The organism is Ruegeria sp. BE1 (genome assembly GCF_056538885.1).
Genome location: NZ_JBQFTY010000002.1, coordinates 564,942 through 580,494, shown reverse-complemented (window position 1 = coordinate 580,494; position 15,553 = coordinate 564,942). Strand labels below are relative to the sequence as shown.

Sequence of the window (15,553 nt, the reverse complement as noted above, 5' to 3'; positions counted from 1 at the left end):
AAGGGGGCGCGACCGCTTAATCCGACTGGAAAAGATCCCGCGCCCGTGCCTGATCCTGAAAATCCTGCCAAGCCTCGTTGAACCCCTGCAACGCCCAGGTCAGATCCTGCGATTGTCCATGCCGGTCCCGGAAAACAAAGCGATAGGCGTCGCCCTGCAGCATGGCCTCGACGATCTCATCGGCCCGGCTGCCTTCGAAGGTACAGCTTAGCCCGGTCAGGCAACCGGGGCGGCGGGTGCGCCAGATGGTGCCATCGGCCCCATCGATCCGAAATCCCGACGGTTGAAACAGCGTGCCCGGCTCCATCCCGAATTCAATCGCAACACCATCGGGGGCAGGGGTACTGAAAACGAACTGAGCCCCGAATTTCGGCCGCAGCGAGAACACCTCGGCCCGACGGATGTAGCAGCGTTGTTTTAATACGCCTAATTCTTCGCGCTCATCACAGATCGAGTTCCAGATGCCAAACGCCTGATAATGGGTCACGCGCCAGTTGCTGGCGGTGTCATTCCCTTGCAAATCCTGCGCCAGTGCGGCGAGCGACGTCAGTAGAAAAAGGATAAACCATCGCATGCAGATACTTCTGCGCATCCGGGCCAGCCTGCGCAACTCACGACTTTGCGAGATAGCGGGTATGCGCTGTGTGCATGGCAGCCTCCCGCCTGCTGCGGTGGCTCAGGGGGGCAATGCCGGGTAGAAGACCCCTTTCGCGCGAACCCATCAGACCGACAGGACCGTTCTATGCCCCGAGCTATGCTGGCAAGCTTTGCCTCACGAATTGCCAAACCCGATCTGCGTTGGGTTCCGGATGAGGGGCTGACGGTCTCGCGCCTGCGGATCGAGCTGCTGTCGGGCCTGACTGTGGCACTGGCGCTGGTCCCCGAAGCAGTGGCCTTTGCCTTTGTCGCCGGTGTGCACCCGCTGGTCGGTCTTTATGCGGCCTTCATGGTGGGTCTGATCACGGCGGTGATTGGCGGACGTCCGGGGATGATTTCAGGTGCCACGGGTGCGCTGGCCGTGGTTATGGTGGCGCTGGTGGCAGAGCATGGCGTCGAATACCTGTTCGCCACCGTGGTCTTGATGGGCATCCTTCAGGTTATCGCCGGGGCGATGCATTGGGGGCGCTTTATCCGCTTGGTGCCGCACCCGGTGATGCTGGGCTTTGTAAACGGTCTTGCGATTGTGATTTTCCTGGCCCAGCTGGGTCAATTCAAAGTGCCCGGCACGATGGAAAACACCGGCCACGGCGTTGGTGGCGGCGAGTGGCTGTCAGGCCTGCAGCTTTATACAATGCTGGGGCTGGTGGCGCTGACCATGGCGGTGATCTGGTTCATGCCGCGCGTCACCCGGATCATTCCCGCCCCGCTGGCTGGGATCGTGGTCGTGGCGGCGCTTGTCATCGGGTTTGGTCTGGACGTGCCACGCGTGGGTGATCTGGCCTCGATCGAAGGCGGCTTGCCGCCGTTCCACATCCCGATGGTCCCGCTGAATTGGGAAACCTTTGAGATCATCCTGCCTTACGCAGTCATTCTGGCCGCAATTGGCCTGATCGAATCTTTGCTGACCCTGAACCTTGTGGGTGAGATCACCGGTAAACGTGGCGGCGCCTCGCAGGAATGTATCGCTCAGGGTGTGGCGAACGTGGCCACCGGCTTTTTTGGCGGTATGGGTGGCTGTGCCATGATCGGTCAGTCGATGATCAACGTGAAGTCCGGTGGACGCACCCGGATCGCGGGGATCGCGGCGGCGGTATTCCTGCTGGTGTTCATCCTGTTCGCCTCACCGCTGATCGAACAAATCCCCCTGGCCGCGCTGGTTGGCGTGATGTTCATGGTGGTGATCGGCACCTTTGCCTGGAACTCGTTCAAGATCATGCGCAAAGTGCCGCTGACCGACGCGTTCGTCATCGTGCTGGTGACCGTTGTTACCGTGATGGAGGACCTCGCGGTTGCCGTGGTTGTCGGCGTCATCGTCTCAGCTCTGGCCTATGCGTGGAACAACGCCAAGCGTATTCACGCAGTCACCCGTGAGTCCGAGACGGAAAAAGGCGCAAAGGTCTATGAAATCCAAGGCCCGCTGTTCTTTGGCTCAACCGAAGGGTTCGTGGAGTTGTTCGACGTCGCGAACGATCCGGAAACTGTCATCGTCGACTTCAACGAAAGCCGCGTTGTCGATCAGTCTGCGCTGCAGGCCATTGAGAACATCGCCGCTAAGTATGAAGCTGCAGGCAAACGTGTGATGCTGCGCCATCTCAGCCGTGATTGCCATCGCTTGCTGAACAAGGCCGGACACCTGATGGTCGACAGCGATGATGACCCGGATTACGAAATCGCCGTGGATTACTCTGTCCGAACCGGCATTCTGGGCGGCCATTGATTCAAGCGAGGCTCTGCCTCGCGCTCCGGGATATTTTTGGACAGATGAAGCAGGGGATCCGGAACTTCATCTGTCTATAAATATCCCGGGGGAGGCGCCCAAAGGGCGGCGGGGGCAGAGCCCCCTTTGCTGTGTTTAATCGTCAGGGCGGCTCAGCGAGAATAGCTCGGTGACAACCGAGTAGTCCCGGTAGCCAAGGCGGGCCAGGGGTTGAAAGCTGGTCACGTCGAACATGCCGTCTTTCAGACAATCGTCGCGCAAGTGGATGCCGACAACCTCACCAAAGACGACCCTGTTCGCCTCACCCGGCAGGTCCACAATCTTTGTCAGTTTGCATTCCAGCGCAGCCGGAGCGCCTTTGACCCGAGCGCATGGGATGGTTTCGCATTCGAGCGGCGTCAGACCGGCATGTTCGAACTCGTCGTGATGTTTCGACAGGCCCGCCGAACTGGCGTTCATTGCGTCCCGATGGGCATTGGCGACAACGTTGACGCAGAACACTCCGGTGGCCTCAATATTCGCAAGGCTGTCTTTGGTGCCGTCCTGATCCGGCTTTGCGCCGGTTGAGGCAAACATGACCTGTGGCGGCGTGTAAGCCACTCCGTTGAAAAACGAATATGGCGCGAGATTATTGACCCCATCTGCGCTGCGGCTGGAGATCCAGCCGATCGGGCGCGGTGTGATGATGGCGTTGAACGGATTGTGCGGCAGACCGTGGCCGTCTTCGGGGCGGTAGAACATCTGAACTCCAAGCGTTTGCCCAAGGCGTACCGAAGTGCTAGGGCGAATGCCAGCAAGGAAAAGAGGGCCGAGGTGCAGCAGTTCGGAATCAGGCCGGAAGAGCCGGACGATTGGTGGGAGGTCGAGGCCCTCTATGACCTGTGTTTTGCGCCCGGACGCGAGGCGCTGTCATCTTACCGTTTGCGCAACGATGTACCCCCGGTTTCCGGATTGTCGTTGGTTGCGCGGGATGGGCAGGGTATTTTGGCTGGGGCCATTCGGTTCTGGCCGGTGCATGTGGGCGATTACGATGCACTTTTGCTGGGGCCAGTGGCCGTGCACCCCACCCATCAGGGCGAAGGGTTGGGCGGGTTCCTGATCCATGAGGGCCTACAAGCCGGTCGCGCATTGGGTTGGGAACGTGTCATGTTGGTGGGGGACGCGCCTTATTACACCCGGTTCGGCTTCTCACACCTCAGTGGGGTCGAGATGCCCCCCCCGACCAATCCGGACCGGGTACTGGGGGTGGAATTGGCACCCGGTACATGGGGCGGCGTTCGTGGCCCAGTGACCCGCTGGAGCCGCTGACCTATTGAAACGTTGCCTCTAAACCCCGATGTCTTATGGGCAGGAGGGCACATATGCAGGACGTGGTTCTTGTTGAGAAACTGGACGCAGACGCCGAGTTGGACAGGCTGGCCGGGTACTATCGCACTGCCGGTGGGCCGGGCGTCAAACTGTTGAACAGCCTAGGAGGGTCGGCAGAAAACCTTTTGGGACAATTGCCGGAACCCATCAGGCAGGGCCTTACAGGCGCGACAGAGCAGGCCTTGTGGCTGGCGATGCACGCGGCCGAAGGGTCTCGCCGTGCGGTGCCCGATCAGCATCCATGGATCAATACCGCCGTGACCACCGCCATGGGTGCTGCTGGCGGAATGGGCGGCGTGACAACGGCGCTGATGGAACTGCCCGCAACCACCGCGATGCTGCTGCGCGCCATCCAGGGGGCCGCCGCGCGTGAAGGGTTCGATCCGTCCGAAGAGGGCGTGAAATTCGATTGCGTGCGCGTTTTGTCGGCTGCCGGGCCACTGGCTGACGATGATGGGGCCGATCTTGGCTTTTACTCCGTCAGGCTGACATTGACAGGACCGGCCATGCAAAAGCTGATCGCGGCGGTGGCACCGCGTTTGTCTGTGGTCCTTGGCCAGAAACTGGCGGCGCAATCCATACCTGTTCTGGGCGCAATAGCTGGGGGTGGAACCAACTATGTTTACACCCGCTATTATCAACAGATCGCGCGTGTTCATTTTGGCCTGCGGCGTCTGGCCATTGATGCCGATATCTCGCATGACGTTCTGGTCCGCAAATTGGCAACTCGGATCTAGCAGCCCGCCAAGGGGTTGGAGGACGACCCTATATATGGTATCCACAGCTTCGACGCCCGGCACATAAGCACAAAACACAGGGCAACAGGCAAAGTTTCCATTGGGATGGGGCACCAGCGTTTTGGACGCAAATCTTGCACCCTTTATCTTTCCGAACACCGGCCAACTGCGGATGCGGCGGCAGGCGGCGGCGCTGTGTTACCGTATTGAGCGGGGCGCCCCCAAGGTCCTGTTGATCACAACGCGAAAATCCCGCCGCTGGATCATTCCCAAGGGATGGTTGATCGACGGTCTGTCACCGGCCCAGACCGCCTGTCAGGAGGCGTGGGAAGAGGCTGGCGTGCGTGGGGTATGCCTGGGGCAGGCAGCAGGTCGGTTCTGGTATCAGAAGAACCGCAGCAAGAAAGGCCCTGTGATATGCGCCGTGGATGTCTTTCCTTTGCAGGTTCAGACGGTCTCAGCTCAGTTCCCCGAACAGCATCAACGCGACAGAAAGTGGTTTTCGCCGGAAAAGGCCGCCTCAAAGGTCAAATCGGATGAATTGGCGCAATTGTTACGAAAGCTTGGGCGGATCAATCACTGAGATGCCCTCGGAAGGGCTTGATCTTGCCATGTCCGTCGGTATCTATTCGGCAACCGACATTGGACGGACCATGATTCAATACGCCTTGAAATGCAGTAACGGCCATACATTTGACAGTTGGTTTCAATCGGCCGCCGCTTACGACAAACTTGCATCCGCTGGCATGGTGACATGCGCGGTTTGCGGGTGCTCGCGTGTCGAAAAGGCAATCATGACGCCCCGTGTGCGTCCGGCCCGCAACGCGGTGGCGAAACCATCTGCCCCCATGCCCGAGGCGGGCACGATAGATGTAGCTACCGCACCGCCGGATGTTGAGCAGGTGCTGGCGGAACTGCGCCGCAAGGTCGAGGAAAACTCGGATTATGTCGGCAAGGATTTTGCCAGTGAGGCGCGCAAGATCCATTTGGGCGATGCACCAGAACGGGCCATCTATGGCGAGGCCAAGCCGGAAGACGCCAAAGCGCTGATTGATGATGGCGTGCCGGTTGCGCCGCTGCCGTTCATCCCCAGCCGAAAGACAAACTGACGATGCATGTTGTGATCACGGGCGCAGGACGGGGTATCGGGAAAACCCTGGCCGGGCGATACCTTTCGCGTGGGGACAGGCTGACGGGCACGGCGCGCGATGGCAGTGCGCAGGTGGTTCTGGATGTGACTGATCCCGAACAGCAAGCCTCGCTGGCAGAGCATATGCAGGGGCAGCCTGTGGATTTGCTGATCTGCAATGCAGGTGTCTATCTGGACAAAGGGCAGGGCATGGATGGCTATCCGCCTGAGATGTGGGCCCAGAGTTTTGCAACCAATGTCACGGGTGTGTTCTTGACGGTACAGGCTTTGTTGCCCAACCTTCGGGCCGCGCGTGGAAGGTTGGTTATCCTGTCCTCGCAAATGGCATCGCACACCCGCGCGCCGGGCGGCAGTTACATCTACCGCGCCTCAAAGGCTGCGGCGTTGAACCTGGGGCGCAATCTGGCAACCGATCTGCGCGCGGATGGGATCGCCGTGGGGATTTATCACCCCGGCTGGGTGCAAACGGAAATGGGTGGGCCCGGGGCCGAGATCACAACAGATCAGGCCGCGGACGGCCTGATAGAGCGGTTCGATGCTTTGTCACTGGACAATACAGGTTGCTTTGAAACCTGGGACGGCCGCCCGCACGCCTATTGACGGATCAGGGCCTCTTTGGGAATTTCATAGACTTCGCCCGGATCTATGAAGACCACCATCAGGTCACCGCGCGTCTCATAGGTCAGCTTGGACGCCGAACTGCTTGAGGTCGGAACGCCGTCGTTGAAATAAATGCTGCGCACTTCGCCTGCGCCCAGCCCGACCGCCAGCGTCGTGGTGCCGTCTTCGTGATGGCGCAGCTCAGCATGGCAACTTTTCAGGGTGTCACCGGAGTTCGCGGCGCAAGGGACCGTGCCAAGGGCATTTGTTCCGTCGGTCCCGGTCAAAGTCGCCACCTGCGCAAAGGCGGGTGAAGACAGTAAGGCAAATGCGATGGCAAGGCGGGACATGGAAAACCTCTTGGAAAATTCGTCACCTAAGGCTGACAGCCAATGTGCCGGATGTAAAGCGGTCCTGTGAAGCCGTCTGATCGGTTTTGGGCTCTTGCCCTTGCGTCCCCCCTCGCATAAGACGCTCGGGACCTGAATTCCAAGGCGCGGAGAGACCACCCCCATGCCCTTACTCGTTATGAAATTCGGTGGCACGTCAGTTGCCAATCTTGACCGCATCCGCCGCGCGGCCAAACGCATCGGCGTTGAGGTGGCCAAGGGATACGACGTCATCGTCATCGTCTCTGCCATGTCGGGCAAGACCAACGAGTTGGTCGGCTGGGTAAACGAGACCTCGCCGCTGTTCGATGCGCGCGAATATGACGCCGTGGTTTCGTCGGGCGAGAATGTGACCGCAGGGCTGATGGCGCTGACGCTGCAGGAAATGGATATTCCCGCGCGCAGCTGGCAGGGCTGGCAAGTGCCGCTGATGACCACCAGCGCCCACAGTCAGGCCCGGATCGAAGAAATCCCGACCGATAACCTGAACCAGAAGTTTGGTGAGGGCATGAAAGTCGCCGTGGTCGCGGGTTTCCAGGGCATCAGCCCCGAAGGCCGCATCACCACGCTGGGCCGGGGCGGTTCTGACACCACGGCTGTGGCCTTTGCCGCCGCGTTCGATGCGGAACGCTGCGATATTTATACGGACGTGGATGGCGTCTATACCACTGACCCGCGCATCTGCGAAAAGGCGCGCAAGCTGGATCGTATTTCGTTCGAGGAAATGCTCGAACTGGCCTCGCTGGGGGCCAAGGTGCTGCAGACCCGCTCGGTCGAGCTGGCAATGCGCTACAAGGTGAAACTGCGCGTTCTCTCAAGTTTCGAAGAACAATCCGACGAGGCCGGTACGCTGGTCTGCGACGAGGAGGATATCATGGAATCCAATGTTGTGGCCGGTGTGGCCTATTCCCGCGACGAAGCCAAGATGACCGTTGTATCCGTGGCCGACCGCCCCGGCATCGCCTCGATCATCTTTACCGCGCTCAGCGACGAGGGCGTGAACGTGGACATGATCGTGCAGAACATCTCGGACGAAGGGCGCACGGACATGACCTTCTCGTGTCCCACCGATCAAGTGGCGCGGGCCGAAAAGGCGCTGACGGCGATCAAGGACGCGGGTGAGCTGAACTATGCTGAGCTGGTGGCTGACGAAGACGTCTGCAAGGTCTCGGTCGTGGGCATCGGGATGCGGTCGCAATCCGGCGTGGCGGCGAAAATGTTCAAGGTGCTCTCGGATGAGGGGATCAACATCAAGGTCATCACAACCTCTGAGATCAAAATTTCCGTTCTTGTGGACAGGAAATACATGGAACTTGCGGTTCAGGCACTGCATGATGCCTTTGAACTGGACAAGGCGGCCTGAGCTTTCAGCCAAGGGTTTAGCCTGACACCTTAACGTGGTTGGGCCATGGCGGACGGCACCGAAACAGAATCCCGCAAGCTGCTTGGGCGGCTGCGCGAAGAGATGGCGAGCGAAGCCGCCGGTCAGGAACGTCTTGACCGGATCACCAGCCTGATTGCTGACAGCATCCAGGCCGAGGTCTGCTCGATCTACCTGTTCCGTGATGAGGAAACTCTGGAGCTTTGCGCCACCGAAGGGTTGGCGCCCGAAGCCGTCCACCAGACCCGGATGCGCATGGGCGAAGGGCTGGTGGGCCGCGTTGCAAAATTCGGCAAGGTTGTGAATACGCCCGATGCGCCCTCGGCCAAGGGTTTCCGCTATATGCCGGAAACCGGGGAAGAGCGGTTTTCCTCATTCCTTGGGGTGCCGGTGCAACGGTTGGGTGAAAAGCTGGGCGTGCTTGTCGTTCAGTCCCGCGATGCGCGCGAATTTTCGGCGGATGAGGTATACGCGCTGGAAGTGGTCGCCATGGTGCTGGCCGAAATGACCGAGTTGGGCGCGTTTGTGGGCGAAGGGGCAGCCTTGTCGCCCCGCCATCAGCAATCAGTTCAGCTGACAGGTGGTCCCGCGCAAGAGGGCGCTGCCGAAGGGCATGTCTGGCTGCACGAACCGCGCGTGGTCGTCACCAACCCGATTGCTGATGATCCCCATCGCGAGCGTGAGCGTCTGTCAGAGGCAGTAGAGGAATTGCGCGTCGGCGTTGACAAGATGTTGGAAATCTCCAAGGACGGCGACACCGAGCAGTTGCAGGTGCTGGAAGCATATCGGATGTTTGCCAATTCCAAGGGCTGGATGCGCCGGATGGAAGAGGACATCGCCCGGGGCCTCAGCGCCGAAGCAGCGGTGGAAAAAGAACAATCCCAGGCGCGGGTTCGGATGGAAGAGGTGACCGATCCCTACCTGCGTGAGCGTCTGGCCGATCTGGATGATCTGTCGAACCGGCTGTTGCGTATTCTGACCGGGCAGGGAAACACCAATAGTGCCGATTTACCGCCCGATCCGATCCTGGTTGCCCGCAATATCGGCCCCGGTGATCTGCTGGAATACGGCCGGTCGCTGAAAGGGATCGTGCTCGAAGAGGGCTCGGTCGGCAGCCACGCCACCATCGTGGCCCGGGCGTTGGCCATTCCTTTGGTCGTTCATGTGGGCCGGATCACGGCCGAGGCGCTGAATGGCGATCATATTCTTGTGGACGGGGATCAGGGTGTTGTGCATCTGCGCCCCGAGGATACCGTGGTCAGCGCGTTTCGCGACAAGATCGCCATGCAGGCCAAAGCGCAGGAGCGGTATGCCTCAATCCGCGAAACGCCCTGTGTGACGCGCGACGGCGAGCGGATCAATCTGGTGATGAATGCCGGGCTGATGGCGGATTTGCCATCGCTGAACAACTCGGGCGCCGAAGGCGTGGGGCTGTTCCGCACCGAACTGCAATTCCTGATCCGCAACCAGATGCCCAAACGATCCGAGCTTGTGACGCAGTATCAGCGTGTTCTGGACGCGGCGGGGGACAAGCGCGTGGTGTTCCGTACCCTGGATATCGGGTCGGACAAGGTGCTGCCTTATATGAAACATGTGGCAGAACCCAACCCGGCACTGGGCTGGCGTGCCATCCGGGTTGGGCTGGACAAGCGCGGCGTGATGCGGATGCAATTGCAGGCGCTTTTGCGCGCGGCCAACGGGCGTCCGTTGACCATTATGTTCCCCTTCGTGGCCCAGGCCGAAGAATTCCGCGAAGCCCGTTGGGAGGTCAACAAAACCATCGAGCGCGAAAGACGTCTGGGCCACGTACTGCCCGAGACGCTTGAGGTCGGGGCCATGCTGGAAACCCCGTCTCTGGGGTTCTCACCGCAAAAGTTCTTTGATGAGGTGGATTTCATCTCAATCGGTGGCAATGACCTGAAACAGTTCTTCTTTGCCGCCGACCGCGAGAATGAGCTGGTGCGCCGCAGGTACGACACGCTGAACGTCAGTTTCCTCAGCTTCATTGAGCGGATTGTGGAACGCTGCAATATCTCGAACACGCCGCTGTCTTTCTGCGGTGAGGATGCCGGCCGTCCGGTCGAAGCCCTGTGTCTGGCGGCCATGGGCATTCGGACCTTGTCGATGCGCCCGGCCTCGATCGGTCCGGTCAAAAGCGTGCTGCTGCGGGCCGATCTGCAGTCGCTGCGCAAGATCATCGCCGATGCGCGCCACCGCGGAGAGCAATCGGTGCGCCCGGCCGTCATGGATTGGCTGCGCAATCAGGGGTGATTACAGCAGCGGCTTTGAATTTTATTTCAAATCCGGTGTTGATTTTTCCCCCGGTTTTTAATACTTCCACCGTGAATGTTAGCGATAACATGGCTGGCGACACCAGAATGAAACGTCAGCGAGCTTTGAAGGAGCCCGTCGATGGTTTCACGCGTAATTCCGGTTAACCCGTTCGACCTGGTGTTGTTCGGCGCAACTGGCGATCTGGCCCAGCGCAAGATCCTGCCGGGGCTCTATCATCGATTTGAGGTCGGGCAGATGCCCGAAGAGGCCCGGATCATCGGTACGGCACGCTCGGATATGGACAGCGAGGCATTCCGCACACAGCTGCGCGCCTCGATGAAAGATTTTGCGCCCGAATTCAAACAGGACGTGTTGGATCAGTTCCTGACCCGGGTCGAATACATTCCGGTGGATGCCATGGGCGATGGGGGCTGGGCCGATCTGGCCAAGGCCCTGCGCCCGGATGTGGTGCGGGCCTTTTACCTTTCGGTGGGTCCCAGCTTGTTTTCCGGCATCGCACAGCGGCTGAACGATCACGGAATGGCCACGCCAGACAGCCGGATCGTGGTGGAAAAGCCCTTTGGCCACGATCTGGCCTCGGCCAAGGCGCTCAACCAAGGTCTGCGCGCCTGCTTCGAGGAACATCAGGTTTACCGGATCGATCACTATCTGGGCAAAGAAACCGTGCAGAACCTGATGGCCCTGCGCTTTGCCAATTCCCTGTTCGAACCGCTTTGGAACGCAACCCATATCGATCATGTGCAGATCACGGTGGCTGAAACCGTGGGGGTCGAAGGGCGCGGGGCCTATTACGATCAATCCGGCGCGATGCGGGACATGATCCAGAACCATCTGGTGCAGCTTCTGTGTCTGACAGCGATGGAGCCGCCCTCGAAATTCGCGCCAAACGCAGTGCGCGATGAAAAGGTCAAGGTGATCGAAGCGTTGGAACCGGTGGGACCCAAGGATATCGCCCGTGGTCAGTACCGCGCCGAAAAAGGCGACGATGGGTATCTGGATCACGTTGGCAATCCCGCCAGCCGGACGGAAAGCTATATCGCGCTTAAGGCCCATATCGGGAATTGGCGCTGGGCGGGGGTGCCGTTCTATCTGCGCACGGGCAAACGCCTTCGGGCGCGGGAATCCGAGATTGCGGTGTTTTTCCGCGATCCACCCCATACTATTTTCCCCAACGTGGGGCCGCTGCACGGCAACGTGCTGGTGATCCGCCTGCAACCGGACGAAGGCATCACGCTGCGAACCACCATAAAGGAACCGGGGCAGGGTGGTTTCCGCCTGTCCGATGTAGCCCTGGATATGAGTTTTGCAGACGCGCTGGGGGATGAGGCCAAATCGCCGGACGCCTATGAGCGCCTGATCATGGATGTCATTCGCGGCGACCAGACCCTGTTCATGCGCGGGGATGAGGCCGAGGCCGCCTGGGCCTGGGTCGATCCCATTATTCAAGGGTGGGAAGAGCGTGGTGACAAACCTGCGAAATACGATCAGGGCAGTTCCGGCCCTGAAGAGGCATTGATGCTGATGCATCGCGACGGGCGTCGCTGGCGTCAGATCGGAGGGTAATCATGGTTCAAACCGTTATCAAAGACGTCACACAACGCATCATTGACCGCAGCGCCGACCTGCGCGGCCCGCATATTGAACGGATGGAGCACGCCCGGTCCAAAGGCCCGGCGCGCACGCATCTGTCTTGCAGCGGGCAGGCCCACGCCTATGCGGGGGCGGGCGAAGATCAGCAATCGATGGCCAGCGGAACTGCCGGAAATCTGGGCATCGTCACGGCCTATAACGACATGCTGTCCGCCCATCAGCCGTTCGAACGCTATCCCGGCCTGATCCGCGATGCCGTTCGTGCAGCAGGCGGCACGGCGCAGGTCGCAGGTGGTGTGCCGGCCATGTGCGATGGTGTCACGCAAGGTGAGGCGGGGATGGAGCTGTCGCTGTTCTCGCGCGATGTGATCGCTTTGGCGACCGGAGTTGCACTTAGCCACAACACCTATGACGCGGCAGTGTTTCTTGGCGTTTGCGACAAGATCGTGCCCGGCCTGATCATCGGGGCCCAGGCGTTTGGCCATTTGCCTGCCGTCTTTCTGCCCGCCGGTCCCATGACCAGCGGCCTGCCAAACGACGAAAAAGCCAAGGTCCGCCAACAATTCGCTGCCGGAGAAGTCGGCCGCGACGCGTTGATGAAAGCTGAGATGGCCGCCTATCACGGCCCCGGCACCTGTACATTCTACGGCACGGCCAACACCAACCAGATGTTGATGGAATTCATGGGCCTGCACCTGCCGGGTTCCAGTTTCATCAATCCCAACACGCCCCTGCGCGATGCGCTGACCGAGGAAGGCGCGCGCCGCGCTCTGTCCCTCAGCGCGCTGGGCAATCACTATACGCCGGTCTATCAGGTGCTGGACGAACGCGCCTTTGTGAACGGGATCGTCGGTTTGATGGCCACAGGGGGGTCGACCAACCTGTTGATCCACCTGATTGCCATGGCGCGTGCGGGTGGTATCGTTCTGGACTGGCAGGATTTCTCGGATATTTCCGCCGTGGTTCCCTTGGTCGCGCGGGTCTATCCGAACGGTCTGGCAGACGTGAACCATTTCCATGCGGCAGGCGGTTTGGGCTTTGCCATCGGTACGCTACTTGAGGATGGGCTGCTGCACCCCGATACCCTGACCGTCGCGGGGCAGGGCCTGCAGCATTACACCAAAGAGCCTAAGCTGAAGAATGGCGAATTGGTCTGGGAAGACGGCGCAGGCCACAGCCTGAACGAAAAGATCGTCCGCCCCGCCAAGGACCCGTTCCAGCCCACTGGCGGTCTGTCGCGCCTGACTGGCAATCTGGGCACCGGCGTCATGAAGGTTTCCGCCGTCGCCCCCGAACACCAAGTGGTCGAAGCCCCCGTGCGTGTTTTCCACGATCAGGACGACGTAAAAGCCGCTTTCAAAGCCGGAGAGTTCAAGGGTGACACCATTGTTGTCGTCCGCTTTCAGGGGCCCAAGGCCAACGGCATGCCCGAGCTGCACTCGCTGACGCCCATGTTGTCGATCCTGCAGGGCCGGGGGCAAAAGGTGGCGCTGGTCACTGATGGCCGCATGTCTGGTGCGTCGGGCAAGGTTCCCGCCGCGATCCATGTCTGCCCCGAGGCGTTGGATGGCGGTCCCATCGCTTACCTGCAGGACGGTGACCTGCTGCGCGTGGATGCGGTGAAAGGCGAGTTGGAAATCCTCACCCCCGGCGTGCTGGACCGGGCCCCGGCTGTTGCCGACCTGTCCGCAAACCAACACGGTGTTGGCCGCGACCTCTTCGCCGCTTTCCGCAACACAGTCGGTTCTGCCGACACTGGTGCCAGTATTTTCGGAGCTTAACCCATGTCCAAAACGCAACGCACCCGCGAAATCTGCGCCCTGGCCCCTATCGTGCCCGTTCTGGTGGTGGATGACGCGGCCCAGGCCCGCCCTCTGGCCGAGGCGCTGGTGGCAGGCGGCTTGCCCGCGCTTGAGGTCACATTGCGCACGCCCGCTGCACTGGACGCGATCCGCGCCATGGCGCAGGTCCCCGGTGGGGTCGTCGGGGCTGGTACGCTGGTGACACCCGAAGATGTACGCGCCGCCAAAAAGGCGGGGGCGCAGTTCGGCGTCTCACCCGGCGCAACCGATGCGCTTATCGCCGCCTGCGAGGCCGAAGACCTGCCCCTGTTACCCGGCGCCGCCACCGCCAGCGAAGCGATGCACCTGCTGGAACAAGGCTATGACATGCTGAAATTCTTCCCGGCCGAGGCTTCGGGCGGTGCCCCCGCCCTGAAAGCCATAGGCGCACCGCTGCCGCAGATCACCTTTTGCCCCACTGGCGGCGTATCCCCCGCAAATGCGCGAGACTACCTGTCCCTGTCCAATGTCGCCTGCGCTGGCGGCAGTTGGGTCGCTCCAAAACAGATGGTTCTGGATGGCGACTGGGCGGGGATCGAAAGCCTTGCCCGCGAGGCGTCCAAGCTGATGGATTGACGCGGCTTTTTGCTGCGTTAGGGTGGGCGTCAATTCATACAGGTTGATCCCATGACAAACCCCATCTCTCTCGCGCAGGGGCGCGGGTATTTGGCTATTCCCGGCCCTTCCGTCATGCCTGACGCGGTTCTGCAGGCCATGCACCGCCCCTCGCCGAACATCTATGACGGCGAACTGATCGATATGATGCCCGCCCTGACCCGCGACCTGCGCCGCGTCGCGGGAACCGAGCATCACGTGGCCATCTACATCGCCAACGGGCACGGCACGTGGGAGGCCGCCCTGTCCAACGTGATCGCCCCCGGCGAAACCGTTCTGGCCCCGGCGTCCGGCCGGTTTACCCATGGTTGGGCGGAAATGGCCGAGGGGATCGGCGCCAAGGTCGAGCTGCTTGATTTCGGGTCTGCGGCACCGTGGGATATGGACCGTATCGCCGAGGTACTGCGCGCCGACGAACGGCGCGACATCAAAGCGGTTCTGGCCGTCCATGTGGATACGTCCAGTTCGATTCGCAATGACGTGCCCGCACTTCGGGCGCTGCTGGATGACCTAAACCACCCAGCATTGCTGATGGCGGATTGCATCGCATCTCTGGGGTGCGAGCGGTTTGAGATGGACGCCTGGGGCGTCGATATCATGGTGACCGCGTGCCAAAAGGGGCTGATGACGCCGGCGGGTGTCGGGTTTGTCTTCTTCAACGACAAGGCACAGGCCAAACGCGCGCAAATGCGCCGTGTTTCGCAGTATTGGGACTGGCAGCCGCGCGCGGAACCAGACCTGTTCTACCAGTATTTCAACGGCACGGCACCGACGCATCACCTCTATGGCCTGCGCGCGGCGCTGGACCTGATCCATGCTGAGGGCATGGAACATGTCTGGGCCCGCCATGAACGCCTCGCCACCGCCATTTGGACGGCCTGCGAAGTCTGGGCCAACGGTGGGGCGCTACACCTCAATGTCGCGGATAGGGCTCATCGCAGCCATGCCGTCACCACGCTCAGCCTGACGGACGGGCGCGGCACCCCGCTGCGCCAGTTCACCGAAACTCAGCTGGGCCTGACGCTGGGCATCGGTCTGGGTATGCCGGATTGGGACGGGTTTTTCCGCCTCGGCCATATGGGGCATGTGAATGCTCAGATGGTGATGGGGATGCTGGGCGGGATTGAGACGGCAATGGCAGCCCTGAACATCCCCCGCGGCACCGGCGCGTTGGAGGCCGCCGCCGCGGTTCTCTCGCAATAACCCAAAC

15 protein-coding genes are annotated in these 15,553 nt (G+C 60.9%); 12 read left to right on the top strand and 3 right to left on the bottom strand.

What is annotated here, in order from left to right:
* Positions 1-16 precede the first annotated feature (16 nt).
* Positions 17-574: a hypothetical protein gene (locus tag ACR0J5_RS09155; RefSeq protein ID WP_480652526.1), complete on the bottom strand. Its 558-nt coding sequence runs from the start codon at positions 572-574 to the stop codon at positions 17-19.
* Between the two features lie 168 nt (positions 575-742).
* Here ACR0J5_RS09155 and ACR0J5_RS09150 point away from each other — a divergent pair, with 168 nt between their 5' ends.
* On the top strand, positions 743-2,377 hold the full coding sequence (locus ACR0J5_RS09150) for a SulP family inorganic anion transporter (protein ID WP_480652524.1): 1,635 nt from the start codon (positions 743-745) through the stop codon (positions 2,375-2,377).
* Positions 2,378-2,512: 135 nt separating this feature from the next.
* Here ACR0J5_RS09150 and ACR0J5_RS09145 read toward each other — a convergent pair whose 3' ends face one another.
* Entirely contained in the window at positions 2,513-3,118 is a 606-nt protein-coding gene (locus tag ACR0J5_RS09145) for a flavin reductase family protein (protein WP_480652522.1), read from the bottom strand.
* A 72-nt stretch (positions 3,119-3,190) separates the two neighbouring features.
* Between ACR0J5_RS09145 and ACR0J5_RS09140 the strand changes: the two genes are divergently transcribed.
* The 5 genes from ACR0J5_RS09140 (at position 3,191) to ACR0J5_RS09120 (ending at position 6,232) form a co-directional block, all read left to right on the top strand.
* Entirely contained in the window at positions 3,191-3,685 is a 495-nt protein-coding gene (locus ACR0J5_RS09140; RefSeq protein WP_480652520.1) for a GNAT family N-acetyltransferase, read from the top strand.
* Between the two features lie 53 nt (positions 3,686-3,738).
* Positions 3,739-4,482 carry an EcsC family protein gene (locus ACR0J5_RS09135; RefSeq protein WP_480652518.1) on the top strand — a complete coding sequence of 248 codons (744 nt, stop codon included), beginning with the start codon at positions 3,739-3,741 and terminating at the stop codon, positions 4,480-4,482.
* 121 nt (positions 4,483-4,603) lie between these two features.
* Positions 4,604-5,065 (top strand): NUDIX hydrolase, encoded by a 462-nt coding sequence (locus tag ACR0J5_RS09130; RefSeq protein ID WP_480652516.1) that lies wholly within the window; start codon positions 4,604-4,606, stop codon positions 5,063-5,065.
* A gap of 70 nt (positions 5,066-5,135) precedes the next feature.
* Positions 5,136-5,591, top strand: coding sequence for a DUF1178 family protein (locus tag ACR0J5_RS09125; RefSeq protein ID WP_480652899.1), 456 nt, complete (start codon positions 5,136-5,138; stop codon positions 5,589-5,591).
* 2 nt (positions 5,592-5,593) lie between these two features.
* On the top strand, positions 5,594-6,232 hold the full coding sequence (locus ACR0J5_RS09120) for an SDR family NAD(P)-dependent oxidoreductase (RefSeq protein WP_480652514.1): 639 nt from the start codon (positions 5,594-5,596) through the stop codon (positions 6,230-6,232).
* Here the strand turns inward: ACR0J5_RS09120 and ACR0J5_RS09115 are convergent.
* Positions 6,226-6,582 carry a hypothetical protein gene (locus ACR0J5_RS09115; protein ID WP_480652512.1) on the bottom strand — a complete coding sequence of 119 codons (357 nt, stop codon included), beginning with the start codon at positions 6,580-6,582 and terminating at the stop codon, positions 6,226-6,228. The two genes, ACR0J5_RS09120 and ACR0J5_RS09115, sit on opposite strands and share 7 nt — an antisense overlap.
* Before the next feature lie 163 nt (positions 6,583-6,745).
* On the opposite strand from ACR0J5_RS09115, the gene ACR0J5_RS09110 reads away from it, so the two are divergent.
* The 6 genes from ACR0J5_RS09110 to ACR0J5_RS09085 all read left to right on the top strand — a co-directional run bounded on the left by ACR0J5_RS09110 (position 6,746) and on the right by ACR0J5_RS09085 (position 15,546).
* Positions 6,746-7,984 (top strand): aspartate kinase, encoded by a 1,239-nt coding sequence (locus ACR0J5_RS09110; protein ID WP_480652509.1) that lies wholly within the window; start codon positions 6,746-6,748, stop codon positions 7,982-7,984.
* A gap of 45 nt (positions 7,985-8,029) precedes the next feature.
* Positions 8,030-10,273 (top strand): phosphoenolpyruvate--protein phosphotransferase, encoded by a 2,244-nt coding sequence (ptsP, locus tag ACR0J5_RS09105; protein WP_480652507.1) that lies wholly within the window; start codon positions 8,030-8,032, stop codon positions 10,271-10,273.
* 141 nt (positions 10,274-10,414) lie between these two features.
* Positions 10,415-11,860: a glucose-6-phosphate dehydrogenase gene (gene zwf, locus ACR0J5_RS09100; protein WP_480652505.1), complete on the top strand. Its 1,446-nt coding sequence runs from the start codon at positions 10,415-10,417 to the stop codon at positions 11,858-11,860.
* Between the two features lie 2 nt (positions 11,861-11,862).
* Positions 11,863-13,668 (top strand): phosphogluconate dehydratase, encoded by a 1,806-nt coding sequence (gene edd, locus ACR0J5_RS09095; RefSeq protein ID WP_480652503.1) that lies wholly within the window; start codon positions 11,863-11,865, stop codon positions 13,666-13,668.
* A 3-nt stretch (positions 13,669-13,671) separates the two neighbouring features.
* On the top strand, positions 13,672-14,304 hold the full coding sequence (locus ACR0J5_RS09090) for a bifunctional 4-hydroxy-2-oxoglutarate aldolase/2-dehydro-3-deoxy-phosphogluconate aldolase (RefSeq protein WP_480652501.1): 633 nt from the start codon (positions 13,672-13,674) through the stop codon (positions 14,302-14,304).
* A 51-nt stretch (positions 14,305-14,355) separates the two neighbouring features.
* The gene (locus ACR0J5_RS09085) at positions 14,356-15,546 is read left to right on the top strand and encodes a pyridoxal-phosphate-dependent aminotransferase family protein (RefSeq protein ID WP_480652499.1); all 1,191 of its coding nucleotides are present in this window, start codon (positions 14,356-14,358) and stop codon (positions 15,544-15,546) included.
* The last annotated feature ends 7 nt before the right edge of the window (positions 15,547-15,553 follow it).

Coding starts and splice junctions, on each gene's coding strand:
- ACR0J5_RS09155 (WP_480652526.1), bottom strand. CDS start 574: ATGCGATGGTTTATCCTTTTTCTACTGACGTCGCTCGCCGCACTGGCG.
- ACR0J5_RS09150 (WP_480652524.1), top strand. CDS start 743: ATGCCCCGAGCTATGCTGGCAAGCTTTGCCTCACGAATTGCCAAACCC.
- ACR0J5_RS09145 (WP_480652522.1), bottom strand. CDS start 3,118: ATGTTCTACCGCCCCGAAGACGGCCACGGTCTGCCGCACAATCCGTTC.
- ACR0J5_RS09135 (WP_480652518.1), top strand. CDS start 3,739: ATGCAGGACGTGGTTCTTGTTGAGAAACTGGACGCAGACGCCGAGTTG.
- ACR0J5_RS09125 (WP_480652899.1), top strand. CDS start 5,136: ATGATTCAATACGCCTTGAAATGCAGTAACGGCCATACATTTGACAGT.
- ACR0J5_RS09120 (WP_480652514.1), top strand. CDS start 5,594: ATGCATGTTGTGATCACGGGCGCAGGACGGGGTATCGGGAAAACCCTG.
- ACR0J5_RS09115 (WP_480652512.1), bottom strand. CDS start 6,582: ATGTCCCGCCTTGCCATCGCATTTGCCTTACTGTCTTCACCCGCCTTT.
- ACR0J5_RS09110 (WP_480652509.1), top strand. CDS start 6,746: ATGCCCTTACTCGTTATGAAATTCGGTGGCACGTCAGTTGCCAATCTT.
- ptsP (WP_480652507.1), top strand. CDS start 8,030: ATGGCGGACGGCACCGAAACAGAATCCCGCAAGCTGCTTGGGCGGCTG.
- zwf (WP_480652505.1), top strand. CDS start 10,415: ATGGTTTCACGCGTAATTCCGGTTAACCCGTTCGACCTGGTGTTGTTC.
- edd (WP_480652503.1), top strand. CDS start 11,863: ATGGTTCAAACCGTTATCAAAGACGTCACACAACGCATCATTGACCGC.
- ACR0J5_RS09090 (WP_480652501.1), top strand. CDS start 13,672: ATGTCCAAAACGCAACGCACCCGCGAAATCTGCGCCCTGGCCCCTATC.
- ACR0J5_RS09085 (WP_480652499.1), top strand. CDS start 14,356: ATGACAAACCCCATCTCTCTCGCGCAGGGGCGCGGGTATTTGGCTATT.